Annotated in this window: 11 protein-coding genes; 4 read left to right on the top strand and 7 right to left on the bottom strand. The window is 64.8% G+C overall.

The genetic code is table 11. The annotated features are described in order from the left end of the window. The first annotated feature begins 31 nt into the window (after positions 1-31). Positions 32-4,030, top strand: coding sequence for an Ig-like domain-containing protein (locus VV088_RS21735; protein ID WP_334602739.1), 3,999 nt, complete (start codon positions 32-34; stop codon positions 4,028-4,030). Between the two features lie 48 nt (positions 4,031-4,078). On the opposite strand, the gene VV088_RS21740 is transcribed toward VV088_RS21735, so the two are convergent. Both VV088_RS21740 and rlmB read right to left on the bottom strand, forming a co-directional pair. After that, a complete protein-coding gene (locus VV088_RS21740) occupies positions 4,079-6,250 on the bottom strand; it encodes a hypothetical protein (protein ID WP_334602740.1) in 2,172 nt (723 codons plus the stop codon). Positions 6,251-6,389: 139 nt separating this feature from the next. Further along, entirely contained in the window at positions 6,390-7,175 is a 786-nt protein-coding gene (gene rlmB, locus VV088_RS21745; protein ID WP_334602741.1) for a 23S rRNA (guanosine(2251)-2'-O)-methyltransferase RlmB, read from the bottom strand. A 192-nt stretch (positions 7,176-7,367) separates the two neighbouring features. On the opposite strand from rlmB, the gene ftsH reads away from it, so the two are divergent. Then, a complete protein-coding gene (gene ftsH, locus VV088_RS21750; RefSeq protein WP_334602742.1) occupies positions 7,368-9,497 on the top strand; it encodes an ATP-dependent zinc metalloprotease FtsH in 2,130 nt (709 codons plus the stop codon). Positions 9,498-9,535: 38 nt separating this feature from the next. Here the strand turns inward: ftsH and VV088_RS21755 are convergent, their stop codons facing one another. The 3 genes from VV088_RS21755 to VV088_RS21765 form a co-directional block, all read right to left on the bottom strand. Continuing rightward, on the bottom strand, positions 9,536-9,739 hold the full coding sequence (locus VV088_RS21755; protein ID WP_334602743.1) for a hypothetical protein: 204 nt from the start codon (positions 9,737-9,739) through the stop codon (positions 9,536-9,538). A gap of 111 nt (positions 9,740-9,850) precedes the next feature. Beyond that, the gene (locus tag VV088_RS21760) at positions 9,851-10,024 is read right to left on the bottom strand and encodes a hypothetical protein (protein ID WP_334602744.1); all 174 of its coding nucleotides are present in this window, start codon (positions 10,022-10,024) and stop codon (positions 9,851-9,853) included. A gap of 327 nt (positions 10,025-10,351) precedes the next feature. After that, complete coding sequence (locus tag VV088_RS21765) at positions 10,352-11,335, bottom strand: pyruvate kinase (protein ID WP_334602745.1); 984 nt, start codon at positions 11,333-11,335, stop codon at positions 10,352-10,354. 208 nt (positions 11,336-11,543) lie between these two features. On the opposite strand from VV088_RS21765, the gene ruvX reads away from it, so the two are divergent. Next, on the top strand, positions 11,544-11,966 hold the full coding sequence (ruvX, locus tag VV088_RS21770; RefSeq protein WP_334602746.1) for a Holliday junction resolvase RuvX: 423 nt from the start codon (positions 11,544-11,546) through the stop codon (positions 11,964-11,966). Positions 11,967-11,972: 6 nt separating this feature from the next. After that, positions 11,973-12,587: a ribonuclease domain-containing protein gene (locus VV088_RS21775; RefSeq protein ID WP_334602747.1), complete on the top strand. Its 615-nt coding sequence runs from the start codon at positions 11,973-11,975 to the stop codon at positions 12,585-12,587. A gap of 44 nt (positions 12,588-12,631) precedes the next feature. Here the strand turns inward: VV088_RS21775 and VV088_RS21780 are convergent, their stop codons facing one another. Further along, a complete protein-coding gene (locus VV088_RS21780) occupies positions 12,632-13,945 on the bottom strand; it encodes an alpha-amylase family glycosyl hydrolase (protein ID WP_334602748.1) in 1,314 nt (437 codons plus the stop codon). A 110-nt stretch (positions 13,946-14,055) separates the two neighbouring features. Continuing rightward, positions 14,056-15,186, bottom strand: coding sequence for a tyrosine-type recombinase/integrase (locus VV088_RS21785; protein ID WP_334602749.1), 1,131 nt, complete (start codon positions 15,184-15,186; stop codon positions 14,056-14,058). Positions 15,187-15,257 lie beyond the last annotated feature (71 nt).

A 15,257-nucleotide genomic window follows, 5' to 3' on the forward strand; every position in this document is an offset into this window, starting at 1 on the left:
GCCCTATTTCCCATGAAAAGGAGTGTTTTGAATGCGGAAAACCCTTGCCCGCCGCAGTCTCGCGGCCCTGCTCACCCTCACCCTGATTCTGTCCCTGCTCCCCGCCGCCTTTGCGGCGGACCCGATCACCTTGGACAAGAATTCCCTGTCCCTGCAAGTGGGAGAGACAGCGCAATTGAAAGAGACCAACAATGCCACTGTCAGCTGGTCCAGCAACAATAACAGCGTTGCCTCTGTTGACGCCAACGGCAACGTCACGGCTGTCGGCCGCGGCAGCGCCACCATCACAGCCTCCGACAGCAACGGCCAGAGCGCCACCTGCGCCGTGACCGTTATAACGGCACAGGCGAAGAGCCTTGCGGTCGAGCTGAAAGCGAACCAACAAACCATATCCTATGGCGGGATGGCCTATTTGGAGGTAAGGAAGATTTCGGTTACATGGAGCGACAACACAACAAGTGACCTTGATCTGAGCAGCAACCGGCTGAGCTGCTCTGCGGCCGTCGTCCCCGGCGGCACCGGCTCTGTGAGCATCGCCAATCCCTCCGACACCAGCGGCCAGTCTGGCCTGCAGGCCATCCGTGTCACGGGCGCCGGCGAGGGCACCGTGACCGTCCAGGTGACGGTGGAGTACCGGAACATGGATACAAATGCCATCACATCCGGAACGGCGAACTGCACGATCAGCGTCACATCCGCCAATACGGTGGTCATCGAGGACTTCGACACAAGTCAGAACCTGAACCTGATCCAGGGCGTCCCCAAGACGCTGAAGGCTTACGTGACCGAGAACGGCAGGCGGAACGATGAGCTGAGCGACCAGATTGAGTGGGAGATCAAGGGCAGCGGCCTTTCCATCCAGGGGACCAGCACCGGCCCCAGCGTCACCGTCAATCCCACCAGCGAGGTAGGGGCGGATCAGGGGGTGACGATCACTGCCAGCTATACGCCGGCGGGCGGCAGGACGGTCTCCAGAACCCTCACCTGTATCATTCGGGACCCCGGCGGCACCGGCGGCGACGGTCCGGACAAACCTGTCCCGCCCCCTGCCGGCGACACCCTGCCCGAGGGTGTGGTGCCGGTGATCACCATCAACTCCCCCGCCGACGGCAAGATCATGGAGCCCGGCTCGGAGAGCATGGACATCTCGGTGGCCTTCAAGAAGCCGGACGGCAGCTCCGTCAATAGTATCCTCCAAGCCTCCACCGGCGGCTACCTGATCGCCACCTATGTGGACGATAACGGCGCACGCTACGAGGTTCCCCTGAACGGGACCAGCAGCGAGCCCGGCATCGCCAAGCTGGAGGTGCGCAGCGGCCGGTACTGGGTGACGGCCAGCAAACCCGGCGAGGCCACCCTGACCATCTCTGCCAGCAGGGGCGATCCGGCCAGCGTGTCGGTGGTGGTCAGCGGCTTTGTGCTGCTGCAGGACGAGATCACCATGACGGAGAACGAGAGCCGCAGCCCCTTTGAGGAGGGGGAGAAGCAGATCATCAAGGCCTACGGCGAGGCCAAGACCACCGACCTGAGCATCTGGTCCGACGCGGCCAACATCGCCACCTACGTGAACAACAACCTTGCGGCCTACAGCCCCGGCACGGCCAACTTCACCATCAGCGACGCCCGGCGGGGCTTCCGGGCCACCCTCAAGGTGACGGTGAAGTCCGACCCCAACTCCACCATCAACGGCATCACAATCAAAAACACCGAGACCCTGCCCTTTACCGACGGGCGGCTGACCTTCAACCTCCAGGCGGGGGGCCTGCTGTCTCACATCACCGGCATCAACGTGGACGCCGGCAAGGGGGCGATGTATTACAACTACCGTTCGGAGAACCAGCCCGGCTCAGGCGTGGGCGCGGAGAGCTACTACTACCCTGGCCGCAGCGGCGGCGTCCCCGCCGGACAGCGGTCCATGGCCGACCTGACCTTCGTCCCCAACCGCAGCTTCCCCGGCGGCGAGGTGACCATCAACTACACCGCCTTCTCCACCAGCGGCCAAAGCTACGCCTGCCAGATTGTCCTCACCGTCACACCGCAGGGGGGGTCCAGCGCCGCCATCGCTATGGACACAGCCTACAACACCCCGGTGAGCTTCAACAGCGATGAGTTCAACCGGGTGTGCCAGGAGCGGCTGGGCAGCAAGCTGCGCTGCGTGGTCTTTTCCCAGCCCCCGGAGCGCCAGGGCGTCCTTTACACCAACTACTACAGCGCGGAAAACTACGGCAACGTGGTAGACACCGCCCGCCAGTACACCCTGAAGGAGCTGGACAGCATCTCCTTTGTCCCCGCCCCCGGCTACAGCGGGCTGGTCACCGTCTACTACACCGCCTACGGCGCTGGGAACAGCGGCTCCTATGCCGGTCAGGTGAGCATCAACGTGGGCCGGGAGAGCGGCGTGTCCATCGGCGGCCTGGCCTACGACGTGGGCAAGGGCGGCGTGGTCCACTTCGACGACGAGGATTTCAACGACTACTGCCGGGAAATCCTCTATGAGGAGAACCGCTACAACTACCAGACCCTCAGCTTCATCCGCTTCGAGTCCCTGCCCAGCGCCAGCCAGGGCGTGCTCTACTACGACTACCGCTCCAGCGTCAACCTGGGGTCCCAGGCGGCTGCCGGGACCAGCTACTACTACGGCTCCCGGGCTCCCCGCATCGACCGGCTGAGCTTTGTGCCCGCAGCGGACTTCACGGGCACCATCAAGATCCCCTTCACCGGCTGGACCACCGACGGCACCAGCTTCGGCGGCAACGTGGAGATCAACGTCCGCAGCGGTACCGGCGCAGGGGACATCTACTACACCTGCGCCCCCGGCCGGACGGTGAGCTTCCGGAGCGCCGACTTCACCAGCCTGAGCACCCAGCTCACCGGGCGCACCATCGACTATATCGTCTTCCAGCGCCTGCCCAGCACCGCGGACGGCTCCCTGTACTACGGCACCTCCCGGATCACCGCCACTGGAACCCGGTACCGGAACAGCAGCCTGAGCCGGCTGTCCTTCCGGGCCAGCAGCACCTTCTCCGGCCCCATCGACATCCCCTTTGACGGCGTCTCCGCCGGCGGGGCCAGCTTCTCCGGGATCATCACCATCGGCACCGGAACCTCCGGGGGGAACGTCAGCCTGAGCAGCATCCGCTACAACTCGGATACGGGGACCGCCGCCGTGTTCGACCGGGTGGACTTCGACGACCTATCCCAGTGGGAGACGGGCCGGAACATCAGCTCGGTCCGGTTCACCCCGCCCTCCAGCCGGGAGGGGACCCTCTACCGCAATTACCGTTCCAGCACCAACATGGGTTCCAGGATTACCTCCACTACCACCATCAACGCCAGCGACCTGGACCGGGTGGCCTTTGTCCCCGCCTCCGGCTTTAACGGCGTGGCCTATGTGGACTTCACCGCCACCGCCGCCAGCGGCGGCGGCACCTTCACCGGCACGGTGGAGATCGTGGTGGGCCGGGATTACAGCTCCGGCTCCCGCTACTTCAGCGACATGGCGGGGTACAGCGCCCTCCAGCAGGCGGCGGTGGACTTTCTCTACGACCGGGGCGTCACCCGGGGGCTGAGCGTTGGCCAGTACGGCCCGGAGAGCTCCATCCGCCGGGGGGACTTCGCCCGGATGGTCTACCTGGCCTTCTCCTTCACGCCCAGCGGGATGCCCCAGGCCTTTGTGGACGTGCCGGTGGGAGCCTACTACACCGAGGCGGTGAACGCCCTCTACTCCAGAGGGGTGGTCAGCGGCGTGGGCGGCGGTTTCTACGCCCCCAACAGCACCCTGACCCGGCAGGACGCCATCTGCATCGTCCAGCGGGCCATGCGGGCGGCGGGGCGGACGGCCAATGACGGCAGCCTCTCCGTGCTGAACGGCTACAGCGACAGCGGCAGCGTGGCGGGCTACGCTCAGGGGGCCATGGCCTTTGCCGTGCAGCAGGGCTACCTGCCCCTGAACGGCGGCTGGCTGGCCCCCACCCGTCCCCTGACCCGTGTGGACATGGCCGAGATTCTCTACCGGGTGCTCACCTCCTGATTTGTGGAAAAAAGATCCCTGGCTGATACAGCCAGGGATCTTTTTCGGCTAAAAACGGTGGACCCAGCCCGACAGGAGCCAAACGGGGGCCAGCCAGGTGAGCATGTACACCAGCAGGTTCAGGGGGGACAGGGAGCTGTAGGCCGCTGCCGAGGTGAGGTAGGCGGCCAGGGCCAGCCCCAGGGTGGAGGCGGCGCAGCACAGCACCCCACCCAGCTGGGCGGCCCATCGCAGCCGCTTGGCGGCGGCGATGGCCTCGGCAAAGGGGAGCAGTCCCTCCCGGCACAGCAGGGCGGTGAGCACCCCGTCGTGCTCCTGGTCCGGATCGGACAGCTCCCGGCGGCGCTCCACTCCGGGGAAGGCCATCCGGTCCGCCGCCAGCTTGAACCGCTGCTGGAGCATGGCGGGGATCAGGTTGAAGTCCCGGGTGGCCAGCACCGGCTCCACCTTCTCCAGCATCAGGGCCTCCAGGGCGGGGAAGACGGTGTCGGGCAGGGTGTAGCTCAGGGCGAAGATGCCCGCCAGCCGCCCGTCGATGGCGCAGAAGACGGCGCTCTTCACGTTCAGTCCCTGGGGCAGGCGGACCTCCATCAGCTTCATGAAGGCGGCGGAGCCCACCAGCACCTGGTCCCCCCGGATATTGCCGGACAGCCCGCCCCCCTCGTGGTACTGGAGGCCCTCGGCGTTGCGCATCAGCCCGCCCATGGCCCGCAGCTGGTCGTGAAAGAGGGGGGCCAGGGCGCTGCCCGAGGCCCGGATGAGGGTGGCGGTGTAGGCCACCACCCGCTCGGCGGGAAAGTCGGACATGAGCTTATAGCCATTGAGCTCCACATAGCCGGGCGGGAACAGGTCCCCGTCGGTGAGGAGCACGCAGCAGCCGTTCCGGGAGGCGGCCGCGCCGGTCCAGCCGGCCAGGGCGGCCCCGCTGGCGGACAGGCGGCGGGCGGTCTTGTGGAAGGCCCGTCCGTAGACCACCGCCCCTCCGAAGGCGGCGGTGGCGGTGAACAGGGCGGACAGGGACCAGACCAGCCGCTCCGGGCGGCCGTCCCCCACCGAGGCCATCAGGGCGAAGACCAGGTCCCCCAGGGCCAGCAGGGGACAGAACCGGCGAAATATCCGCTGGACCCCGTCGTCGGCCTGGATCTGACTGCCAAAATCCTCCTGGGTGCCCGACCACTTGGCATAGGTGTCCTTGTCGTTCCACCGGGCCGGGTCCAGGGTGATGCGGTAGGGGGTGGAGGAGGCGGCGGCAGTGCGGCAGCTCAGCCGCAGGCCGCATTTTTTGTGGTAGGAGCCGTGAAGCAGAAAAAACAGCCCCGCAAGACAGACCAGGGTGTAGGGCAGGCGCTGGGGCGGCTCCTCGCTCAGGGCCAGCTGGACTCCGTCGGCCAGGGTGAAGGCGCAGGCCAGGGCGGAGAGGGTGTCCATGCCGAACTTTAAAAAGCAGGCCCGGGCGATCCCGGCCAGCAGCACGTCCAGGGCCAGCAGCACCCCCGCCCCCAGCAGTCCCGCAGAGAGCAGGCACTGGAGCTGGGGCTGGTCCAGAGGCTGGGGGAAGATTAGCCCCGCCGCCGGGGCCAGGGTCTGGACCAGGGCGGCCGCCCACAGCAGAAGGATCAGCAGCGACCGGGTACGCATCCACTTCAGCCCCTTGCCGTACCGCCGGGCCAGGTCGCCGGGGGGCGTGTCGGGAGGGGGAGGCTCCTGCCGCTTGGGCCGGCGGGGAGGCCGGGGCTGGACTGGCTCCTCCTCCTGGTCGGTGCCGGGGATGAGCCGTTCCAGACGGCGGATCTCCACCCGGTCGTTGGACTCCTCCTCTTCAAACATGTGACCGGCATAGTCGTCCGCCTTCTGGTTCAGGTCGTGGACCAGGGCGGACAGCCGTCCCCGCTTTTTGGGGAAGGGGGTGATGTTCTCCGGCTGGGCCTCCGGCGGCTCCTCGGGGGGGAACCGCTCGTCCTCAACGCGCTCCGGCCTGTCTGGCTCCTCCGGCTCCTCGGGCAGGGGGCCGGGACCGGGGAAGGCCACCATTTTGCCCGGCGGCAGGGGGGCGGCCTCCTCCGGCTCCCGGGGGAGGTCCTCCGGCTCCTCCGGGGCGGGGGGATGGCCGAACTCCGCCATGATGTCGTCCAGGGAGAAATCCCCGCCGTCGGCGTCACCGATGAGGGACTTGATGTCGATCAGGTCGCCTGGATTGTTTTGTTTGTCGCGGTCGCTCATGGAAGAGACTCCTTTAGGGTATAGGATTACTCAAACGCCCCCTCTTCGCAAAGGGCCGGCTCCCCCTGTCCGGGGGAGGCGCCGGGCGAAGCGAGACAGAGGGGGAGAGGGGGGCGTCCGCCCAAGCGGATGAGGGAGATCAGCCGCAGATCCGCTGGCGCACCGCCTCGTACAGCAGCACCGCCGCGGCGGCGGAGGCGTTGAGGGAGTTGATCCTGCCCAGCATGGGGATGGACACGGTGAAGTCGCAGCTCTCCTTCACCAGCCGCCCCAGACCGGCGCCCTCGCTGCCGATGACAATGGCGGCGGGGCCCTTCAGGTCGGCCTGGTACAGGGGGGTGGACCCCTCCATGGCCGCGCCGAAGACCCAGATCCCCTCCTCCTTCAGCTCCCGGAGCAGGGCGGGCAGGTTGGGCACCCGTGCCACCGGCACGTGGGCCACCGCTCCGGCGGAGGTCTTTCCCACGATGGCGGTCAGCCCAGCGGAGCGGCGCTTGGGGATGATGACCCCGTGGGCTCCGGCGGCGTCGGCGGTGCGGATGACCGCCCCCAGGTTGTGGGGGTCGGACAGCTCGTCGCACACCAGGATCAGGGGCTTTTCCCCCTTTTCCCGGGCGGCGCTGAGGATGTCGTCCACGCTGGCGTACGCCCGGACGGCGGCCTGGGCGATCACCCCCTGGTGGGCGTGGGTGCGGCTCATGCCGTCCAGCTTGCGGCGGTCGGCGTCCACCACCACGATGCCCTGTTCCCGCGCGGCGGAGGCGATGTGCCCCAGGGCGGAATCCGTCTCCCCCCTGGCGAGGAAGATTTTGTCGATGGCCACCCCGGCCCGCAGGGCCTCGATGACGGCGTTGCGGCCCTCGATGATGCCGTCGTTCTCCTGCTCCACCGGGGCGGAGCGGCGCAGAGGGGGGCGTTTGTTCATAGGTATCCAGTCCTTCCGTGTCGAAATCACATACAAAAGGTATTCTATCATATTTTCTTCCTGGAGGGAAGTGGAAATTTGACGGGATCCGGCAAAAAGCGGGTCACAGAAAGTTTACTTGTATTTATTCTCCAACTGTGGTATGATACCCGTTGACCAATTTTAGAAAACAAAAAATGGAGGTACGCTCCTTTGAAGCCGGATAAAGGAAACAACAAGAAGAACACCTTCGGCCTGATTTCGCTGATCCTGTGGGCGCTGTTTCTCACGCTGCTCTTCCGCAGCTGCACCAGCTCCTACAACAGCTCCAATCAGGTCCAGGTGGACTACTCCACCTTCCGCCAATGGGTGGCGGCCGACCTGGTGGAGTACGTCAAGCTGGAGAGCAGCCTGTTCACCATCACCCTCAAGGAGGGAAAAGAGGAGGAGGCCCTGGCCTATATCCCCGAGGATGAGAACCACCAGCTGGCGGGCAACAACATGTTCGCCTGGATGCCCATCCAGAACGACCGGGAGACCGAGTATGTCACCACCCCGCCCCCCATCGCCGACCTGGAGCTGGAAACCCTGCTGGAGGAGCACGGCGTGGGCCACGGCACCCCCCCGGTGGACAACTCCTCCCAGATCCTCTACCTGCTGCTGACCACCGTGCTGCCCATCGTCATCATGGTGGGGGCCATGGTCTTCCTGCTGCGGGGCATCGGCGGCAAGGGGGGCATGGGCGGCATCGGCGGCGTGGGCAAGGCCAACGCCAAGGTCTATGTGGAGAAGAAGACGGGGGTCACCTTCCGGGACGTGGCTGGCCAGGACGAGGCCAAGGAGTCCCTGGAGGAGATCATCGATATCCTCCACAACCCCCAGAAGTACACCGAGATCGGAGCCAAGCTGCCCAAGGGGGCGCTGCTGGTGGGCCCTCCGGGCACCGGCAAGACCCTGCTGGCCAAGGCCGTGGCCGGAGAGGCGGGGGTGCCCTTCTTCTCCATCAGCGGCTCCGACTTTGTGGAGATGTTCGTGGGCGTGGGCGCGAGCCGTGTCCGGGACCTCTTTAAAGAGGCCAGCAAAATGGCCCCCTGCATCATCTTCATCGACGAGATCGACACCATCGGCAAGTCCCGTGACAACCGCATGGGGGGCAACGACGAGCGGGAACAGACCCTGAACCAGCTGCTGGCCGAGCTGGACGGCTTCGACCCCGGCAAGGGGGTCATCGTCCTGGGGGCCACCAACCGCCCCGAGGTGCTGGACAAGGCGCTCCTTCGCCCCGGCCGCTTCGACCGGCGCATCACCATCGACCGGCCCAACCTGGCGGGCCGTCTGTCCACCCTCCAGGTCCACACCCGCAACATCCGCCTCAGTGAGGATGTAGACCTGAAAAAGATTGCTCTGGCTACCGCCGGCACGGTGGGGGCCGACCTGGCCAACCTGGTGAACGAGGCCGCCCTCCGGGCGGTCCGCCACGGACGCCGGGCGGTGAACCAGGAGGACCTGCTGGCCTCCTTCGAGTTCGTCATCGCGGGCAGCGAGAAGAAGAACTCCGTCCTCACCCAGTTTGAGCGGAAGCTGGTGGCCTACCACGAGGTGGGCCACGCCATGGTGGCCTACAAGCAGAAGAACGCCGAGCCGGTGCAGAAGATCACCATCGTCCCCCACACCGAGGGGTCGCTGGGCTACACCCTTCTCATGCCCGAGGAGGATAAGACCAATCTGCGCACCCGGGAGGAGCTGATGGCCAAGATCGCCGTCTCCATGGGCGGCCGGGCCGCCGAGGAGGTGGTCATGGACACCATGACCAACGGCGCCTCTCAGGACATCCAGGAGGCCACCAACATCGCCCGGAATATGGTGGCCATGTACGGCATGAGCGAGGAATTCGGCATGATGGCCCTGGGTTCGATCCGGAACCAGTATCTGGAGGGGGGCTACGGCCTGGACTGCGCTCAGGACACCGCCGCCGTGATGGATAAAGCGGTGAAGGCCATCCTGGACGTGTGCTACAAGGATGCGGTGGAGGTCATCCGCGCCAACCGGGAGGACATGGACAAGGTGGTGGCCTACCTGCTGGAGAAGGAGACCATCACCGGCGGCGAGATGGTGGCCATCATCGAGGGCCGGGACCCCGCCGCTGTGGAGGACGCCTACGCCTCCACCCGGAAGGCGGAAAAGCCCCTGCCCGGGGACATCGAACCCCCGGCTAAGGCCATCCACATCGTCAGCGAGGAGATCAAGCCCCCCGCCGCTCTGGAGACGCCGGAGGAGCAGGAGATGCCGGAGAAGGAATCCTCCGAGTCCGCCCCGGCAGATGAGGACCAGAAATCAGAGTAATGGAACGCGCCGCCCGGCCGGGCGGCGCGTTTTTATGTTCAGATCGCGTCCAGACAGGCGCTGACCAGTGTTTGCAGTTCCCGGTCCGCGTCCACCATATAACCGCACAGTACGTCGAAGCCGCCAGCGTATGGGTCAAGGCAGTTTCTTAACCCCATAGACATCACCTGGAGGGCGTTCACTCCATTGGAAATCTGATTTGCCGCGGTCTCCAAATCCAGTAATTTTTCTTGCAGACTCATAAATTCCTCCTTGTTTTTCTCCAGGAGTTGTGGCATAATCAGATTTGCCATAACTCCTTGGAGTGGTAAATAGAGTGTTGGTTCGCTTCGTGGGGCGCCAGCACTCTATTTTTATTGGTCGAGTTCTTCATCAACCTTTTCGTTGAGCCATTGGGTTTTTGTTTTGTTCTGCGCGTTCAGCTTTTCCGTCAGCGCGTTCAGCTTCTCGCGGGAGAGCGGAACACTGAATTGCCCAATGGTTTCTCGCCGCTTTCGATAATACTCGGCGGAATTCGGGGGGGACAAGGATTGATCACCTCCTTGCTAGCAATTATACCAGATAGCTAGCAATACGTCAAGGACTTTTTGAAACGAGAGTGGGGACTTGCTCCCGCCGCAGGAAGTATGGTATCATCTTCTCCAAAAAGAATGTGCTGAATATGGGAACTGAAAGGGAGCGCAAGGACACGAAACTGGCAACGATTTATGAACTGCATCTTATTGTTACCGGCGGAGAGAAGAAAAACTGCACAGTGGAGGAAATTGTAGAGTTGTTGGAATAAGATCGCGCTGGCAAAGGACCAGGAGTGATGATTAGAACGCGCCGCCCGGCTGGGCGGCGCGTTTTTATGTTCAGATTGCGTTCAACGCCTCGTTTGCCGTCCGCACCAGGTACTCCATGGCCTGCACCGGCCATTTGCCTGCGGCGGTCTCGCCGGTGAGCATCAGGGAGGAGGCCCCGTCCAGCACGCCGTTGTAGATGTCGCTCACCTCCGCCCGGGTGGGGACGGGCCGCTGCTCCATGGACCACAGCAGCTGGGTCACCAGACAGAACTCCCGGCCCGCCGCCCGGCACCGGCTGGCGATGTCCTTCTGGATGCCGGGCAGCTTCCACAGCGGCATGGTGTTGCCCAGGTCCCCGCGGGCGATGCAGATCTGGTCCGCCGCCCCGATGATCTCGTCCAGATGGCTGCAGCCCTGGGAGTTCTCGATCTTGGCTATGATCTGGAGGCGGCCCAGACCCAGCACGGCCAGGGTGTCCCGGAGCACGTCGATGTCCTGCCGGTTGCGGACGAAGGGCTGGAGGATATGAGTGACGCCGCAGCTCCTGGCACGGGACAGGTTTTCCACGTCGTCGGAGGTGAGGGGCGGGGTGTCGATCTCGGCGCCCAGCAGGGACAGGCTCTTCCGGCTGAGCAGCGGCCCGCCCCGGACCACCCGGCACAGCAGCACGGTGGGGCTGGCGCGCTTCACGTCCAGGAGGAGCGCGCCGTCGTCAATGGAAATCTGCTGCCCCCGCCGGGCGGTTTGGAGGATGCCCTGGGGGATGGGGACGCCGCCGTCCCCCAGCAGGAGCTCATCGCCCTCCCGCAGGGGGAGGGTCCGGGGCAGCTCCCCCACCCGCAGCTCCGGACCCTGGAGGTCCAGGATGAGGTGGGCGTCGGGCCGTCCGGCGGCCCTGGCGGCGGGCCAGTACAGCTCCTCCAGGATGGGGGCGCACTTGGCCAGGCTGGTGTGGGACAGATTGACCCGGATGCCCGTCATCCCCGCCCGAAACAGCTTTTCCAGCACCTCCCGCTTGGCGCAGGGGTCCCCAAGAGTAGCATAAAATTCCATACGATCTTCCTCCCGCGGGCGTTTTTTTCTATTATGATCCCCCTTCGCCCGGAAGTCAACGACAATTTGGGTTGCTCTTTGGGGATTTTTCAGGTATAATGGGAGCCTCCCCGTTTGCAGGAGAAGCTCCCGGCGAAGGATTGTCAAGGCCCCCTTCCCAAAGGGGGCTCCGCCGCTCTGCAGGGGGCCCTACAAAGGAGGAACACCAATGCGCGTTATGGCAATCGACTACGGCGACGCTCACACCGGCGTAGCCCTTTCTGACCCCACCGGCTTTCTGACAGGGACCACCACCACCATCCACAGCTGGCGGCAGGAGGTGGTGGTGGACCGGCTGGCCCAGTTGATCGAGGAACACCGCCCCGACGAGGTGGTGCTGGGCTTCCCCAAAAACATGGACGGCACCGACGGCAAACGGGCGGACCTGTACCGGGAGCTGGCCGCCGCCCTGGAGGAGGTCACCGGCAAGACGGTGATCCTGTGGGACGAGCGGCGCACCACCATCGACGCCCACCGGATTTTGTTCAATCAGGGCAAGGATGGCCGGAAGCGGAAGAAGATCGTGGACGCCGTGGCCGCTTCTCTGATTCTGGAGAACTATCTGGATTTTAAGCGAATGAAACAGGAGTGATTTGTTATGAAACGACGGACATCGGGACTGCTGCTGTCCCTGCTGATGCTGGTGAGCCTCACCGCCTGCGGTACGGACGTTGAGATGAACCAGGGCAGCCACAGCGCTGTCATACATGGTGTTTATGGATCATCCAGCCAGCTGGTTGATCTGCCCGTCCAGGAGCCGGAGGACGGCAGGGACCTTCCCGGCAACAGTCAAAGCGCCCTGGACGGCAATGAGGCCCAGGGCAACCGCCCCGACGGCAAGAGCGACGAGGGCAACGCCTCCGTTGAGGAGGACGGCTGGTACTCCTCCAAGGAGGAGGTAGCCCTGTACATCCACCTCTACGGCGAGCTGCCCGGCAACTACGTGACCAAGGCGGAGGCCGAGGACGCGGGCTGGACGGGCGGCAGCGTGGAGCGGTGGACCGGAGAGGGCACCGCCCTCGGCGGCAGCTACTTTGGCAACTACGAGGGCCTGCTCCCCAAGGAGCAGGGCCGGACCTACGCCGAGTGCGACGTGGACACCGTAGGGGAGAACTCCCGGGGGGCCAAGCGCATCGTCTTCTCCAATGACGGGCTGATCTATTATACCGAGGATCACTATGAGAGCTTCGAGCTGCTGTATGGAGAGCCATAAATCAATTCAGGCCCCGCCGGTTGGCGGGGCCTTTCTGCTATGGATTACTGTTCACACTTCCAGAAAAACGCGCTGTAAGGGGGCAGCTCGCTGCCGCCGCCGAAGTCGTGGGGAGCGCCGGTGATCAGGTCCTCCGCCCGGCCGCAGCCCGCGTCGAAGTGGGCGGTGTAGGGGGAGGCGTCGGCGTTGATGGCCACCAGCACCCGCTCGCCCTCGCAGGCCCGCTCAAAGATGATCTGCCTGTTGGTGAGCGCCACATTGCGGTAGGCCCCATAGCACAGGGCCCTGCTCCCCTTCTTGGCCTGGGCCAGCTGGGAGATCCAGGTGGTCAGATCGTTCCACTCCGGCTTCTCCAGGGCGGGCCGGAGCTCCGCGTCGCTGCCCCGGCCCTTGCTGCCCTGCATCCCCCACTCGCTGCCGTAGTAGACGGAGGGCACCCCGGGCATGCCGAAGGCCATGGCCCAGGCGGGGCGCAGGTGGTCCGGGTTGGTCAGCTTGGAGGCGATGCGGTCCACATCGTGGTTGTCCAGGAAGGACAGCAGATGCCGCCCCTTGTACAGGGTCCACTGCTCGGGGCCGAACTGCCGGGCCAGGGAGTGGCCGATCTCAAACATGTTCATGGAGTTGAAGGCCGACCACAGCCCTTTGTAGCACTCGTAGTTGGTCACCGAGTGGCACATATCGTCGGCCATCCAGCGGTTGTAGTCCCCATGGAGGGTCTCGCCCATGAGGACAAAGTCGGGCTTCAGGCCGTTGACAAAGGACCGCAGCTGCTTCAAATACTCCGGGGGCAGACAGTAGGCCACGTCCAGCCGCAGGCCGTCAATGCCGAAGCGGTCCACCCAGGAGCGAATGGCGTTGAACTGGTGCTCCACCACCGCCGGATTGAACAGGTTCAGCTTGACCAGCTCGTTGTGGCCCTCCCAGCCCTCGTACCAGAAGCCGTCGTTGTAGTTGGTGTTGCCGTCGAAGCTGATGTGGAACCAGTCCTTGTAGGGGCTGTCCCACTTCTTCTCCTGCACGTCCCTGAAGGCCCAGAAGCCCCGGCCCGCGTGGTTGAACACCCCGTCCAGCATCACCCGGATGCCGGCGTCGTGAAAGGCCTGGCAAACCTGGGAGAAGTCCTCGCCGGAGCCCAGGCGGGGGTCCACGGTGTAATAGTCCCGGGTGTCGTAGCCGTGGCGGTCGCTGTCGAAGACCGGGTTGAGCAGGACGGTGTCCGCCCCGGTCTTTTTGATATGCTCCACCCAGTCCAGCAGGCGCAGGATGCGGGGAACCTCCACCCCGTCGTTTTCCGCCGGCGCACCGCACAGGCCCAGAGGGTAGATCTGGTAGATGACTGCTTGGTCAAACCACATAGTAACAATCTCCTTTTGCCCAAAAGGGCGGTTTGTTGACAGGACCATCATACTACCATCGATGGGTTTCGTCAAGGGAAGGCTCCCCCCGGGGCGGGAGGGGTTCCGGCTTATTTCAGCGCGTCGGACACCTTCATCAGAGTCTCCTCATGGGTGTGGTCCACCAGGTGGGTGTAGATGCGGCCGGTGGTGGCGGGGGTGGAGTGGCCCAGGGCCTTGCCGATGTCGAACAGGGGCACCCCCTGGAAGGAGGCCACCGTGGCGAAGGAGTGGCGCAGGCCGTGGAGGGTGACCCGGGGCAGCCCGTTCTTCTTCACGAACCGGGTGAAGGCCAGCGACAGGGCGTTGGGGGAGTAGGGCAGGCCCTTGTGGTCCAGCACCACAAACTCGCTGGGCGTCTGGAGCTGCCCGGAGCGGTACAGCTCCTTCTGCCGCTCCTGCTCCGCCTGGAGCAGACGGAGCATGTCCTCCGACAGGAACAGGGTGCGCACCGAGGAGCGGGTCTTGGTCTCCTTCTGGACGATGGTGGCCCCGAAGGCGGTGCGGGCCTCCCGGATGAAGAGGAGCTGGCGCTGGTAGTCGATGCACTCCCACTTCAGGCCGCAGATTTCCTCCCGGCGCATGCCCAGGCTGCCCGCCAGCTTGGTGCACAGCTCCAGGGGGTGGCCCTCGATGAGGGCGTACAGCCGCTTCAGCTCGTCCGGACGGTAGTAGGAGGCCTCCTTCTGCTTGGCCCTGGGGGGCTCCACCCGGTCCATGGGGGAGACCAGCAGCTTGTCCTGCCGCACCGCCGAGCGCAGGGAGGAGGACAGCAGGTCGTGGTGCCGCCGCAGGGTGTTGTTGGACAGGTTGGCGGCCTGCTGGACCTGGATGTAATACTGCTGGATGTCCATGGGGGTGAGCTTCAGCAGGGGGATGTCCCCCAGGGCGGGGATCAGGTGGTTGTCGATGATCTTCTGGTAGCCGTACACGGTGGTCTCCGCCCGGGTGGGCTGGACGATGTTCTCCATCCAGCTCTCCAGCCAGTCGGCCAGGGTCAGCTCGTGGCGGGGGGTGCGCAGCTCCTCCTCCCGGTGCATCAGGAACTGCCGCAGGCCCTTCCGGGCGGCGTAGAGGGTGGGGTAGGTCTGGTACCGCTTCATCCGCTTGCCGCTGGCGTCCTTGCCCAGGTCCATGCTGACGTAGTAGGTCTTCCGCTGATCGTCATAGGAAATGTTGCGCTCTACTTTCTTTCTTGCCATAGTGAAATACCTCCATATTTTTTTCTATTGGGTAGTGTTCCCCGTCTTGGAGGGAAACAATCTCCCATAGG

The organism is Lawsonibacter sp. JLR.KK007, from assembly GCF_036941135.1.
GTDB lineage: Bacteria > Bacillota > Clostridia > Oscillospirales > Oscillospiraceae > Lawsonibacter.